Source organism: Nitrospira sp. (assembly GCA_016873435.1).
Lineage (GTDB): Bacteria > Nitrospirota > Nitrospiria > Nitrospirales > Nitrospiraceae > VGXF01.
Window position 1 is genome coordinate 1 of the sequence record VGXF01000033.1, and the last position, 2615, is coordinate 2615.

The window sequence follows — 2615 nt, forward strand, 5'->3', positions numbered from 1 at the left end:
ATGTCGCGCCAGCAGACCACCTGCATGCCTTGCTTGAAGTTGGCCCACTCCGCAGTGCGCTTGTGTTGCGCCCATTCCAACTTGACCCCCGTCCGTTCCAGCCGGTTCAGGAATATCTTCTCCTCCGCCGCGTTGCGAATCACGGCGAAGCCGTTCCGGCCGAACAACTGGACCGCCTTCTCACGCTTCGACACTGCCGCGGCGGTCCATTGCAACTGGCTACCCTCGGCGGCCGGCGGGAAAGGAGCGTTCGCCTCGGCGCGTGCGGTTGTGTGAATCACAAACAGCAGAATGACCGGCAGCAGTATGGGTCGCATATTCAAGCCTCGGTGAGTGTGGTGAGTGCAGCGATTTTTAGCAGCGGCACGGCGCGAACCGTCCGGCGTCACGTGGATCGAGCAGCAGGGCGGTGAGGATGGTTAGGGTGGGCTTCATCGTTTGATCTCCAGACTGCTGATGGGAATCACGGCAAGCTCATTCGCGATGTGGCTTTTGTGGGTGTAGCCGATGTAGAGCTTGCCTTCGTGCTCGACGGCGTAGGGATAGCTGAAGTCAGCGTTCGGGGCGGAGACGCCCGGCGTGCCTTCGAAGACCGACGTGCGGATGAGGAAGACTCGGCTGAAGAGTGACTCGCCAGGTTTGCTCACGGCGATGGTTAACGGCGAACGCCTGCCGTCGGTGTCGGCAGTGATCGTGCCGATGAGGTAGCGCTGGCCGGTGCTCAAGGTGCCCGCGTAGGGCTTCTGGGTCGCCATCGGCAGATTGGAAGCGGCGGCCGGAGTCCAGGTGCGACCGTGGTCCTTACTGATCGAGACAAGAGCATCACCGCGGACTCGCCCCGCAGATCTGCGAGCGATATTGATGATTTGTGTCTTGTCCACGATCACCGTGGACTCGCCCCAGAGGTTCGTTCCCAGACTCTTGTCTGCTTGAATGACGACCATTTTCCACTTCGTGAAGTCATCCCCCTGGCTGATTGCGACTGCGGGCAAATGGCCGACTACCCCAAGCCCAAAGGCAATGCGGACGCCGGACATGATCCAGTTGCCGTCGGCCATCTTCTGCGGCTCCTGCATCGGCCAAAATCCTTGATCGAGCACCACGCCCTGCGCCTCCCACTTTCCCGAAGTCTCATTCAGCACGTAGCCGCGCGTGTGAGTGCGTGAGGTTGGTCCGTAAAAGTTGTCGTAAAAGGCCCCCATGAAGGCCCACAGCCTGCCGCCGTGCGAGAGAAACACGCCGTGGCTCACGCCGAGGTTGCCTTTGCCCCCATCCATTGCGACCGGCTGGCCCCATGTCTTGCCGCCGTCTTCACTGACTCGGACATGAGCTTGTTCGTCGCGCGTGTTCTCTTGTTCGTTTGTGCTGAAGCCGTAGGACGCATAGAGCTTGTCCTTGTGCCAGGCGAGCCCAACACCGAGCGTGAACTTTGCGCCGTCTTCATCAGGCCGCGGCTTCTTGAGAACATAGAACTTCGCGCCGGTCACCTGCGGCAGTTCGGCAGCTTTCGGGAGCGGAGTGTGCGCGTCCCACAGCGTGGGTTCGTCGGCGCGAAGTGTGCCCGCGGCAGCGACCGCGGCCAGAATCAGCAGGAGCGCGGTTGGTTTATTCATGGTTCTCCCTGTGGGTGGTGGTTCCTTGTTCATTGGTCAAACCGGAAGCTGTAGAGGTCCGCATCCTTCAGAACAAACCTGAGCTTTATGGGTTTTCCGCTGATTTTTGACACATCGGCGTTACCGCCCCATGTCACGGTACGTGAAATCTGGTCGCCGAAGATTGCATCACATTTGGAAAGGGTGAAACCTTCGATTGGCCGGCCTTCACCGCTCTGCACTTCGATGCGCACTTCTCCTGACGCAGAGGTGGCGTAGTTGATCTCCAGAGATTTGCCCTCGAATATCAGGGGCTTCGTCAATAGCTCGCCCCCCCGATACGGAGCATGAACGGAGACAAACCCGTCGGTGCGCAGCGTGCACCTCACAAGATGAGTTCTGCTCGGTTCGGTCAGCTGGTCCATGCCCTGGGTGTAATACAGGGACAATTCTTCCGGCCCGGTAGAGAGAATCCCGCAGGCGGCGTAGTTGTTCCGTCCGCTCCAGCTCCTCCGGTCGAGCCCAGGGCGCAGGAAGGATTCCATGAAGGTCCTTTCGAAGTGAAGCCCGTCCCGGGACGTCATGAAGGCACCGTCGTTCACATTGTTTCTGTTATTCGGGCCTACCTTGAGTTTATCGAGCTCTGCATCGCTCAATGCTTTTCTATAAACCATTCGGCAGGGAAACGACAGGAGGAGATGCGGCGCCCGGAAGTACGGCTGCACCTCGCTTGTGTAGAGATGTTCCACCACCGGCGCGTCGCCGCAACTGATCGGCTCGACGTCTTTCCAATGGATGAAGTCTTCGGATCGGGCCCGACCGAACCACCGCCACCCCTTTTCATCATTGCCAGCACCGGGAGCGGCCATGGGTTGCTTGTTGTGGTCGATCCAGATGCGAAAATACGCAAAGTAGCATTTATCGGAATCGGACCAGAAACAAGGGATGGAAGATCCGTCCGAGCGCAGCGGCCAGTGCTTCTTGTTGAGCAGAGGCTCCTTGGAGATCTTCCTCCAGTGGATG

General features: G+C 59.2%; 2 protein-coding genes. Both read right to left on the reverse strand.

From position 1 onward, the window contains the following. Positions 1-317: hypothetical protein (locus tag FJ248_08765; GenBank protein MBM4120964.1), on the reverse strand; the 317-nt coding region annotated here is incomplete at its 3' end. A gap of 114 nt (positions 318-431) precedes the next feature. After that, positions 432-1646: a hypothetical protein gene (locus tag FJ248_08770; GenBank protein MBM4120965.1), complete on the reverse strand. Its 1215-nt coding sequence runs from the start codon at positions 1644-1646 to the stop codon at positions 432-434. Between the last annotated feature and the right edge of the window lie 969 nt (positions 1647-2615).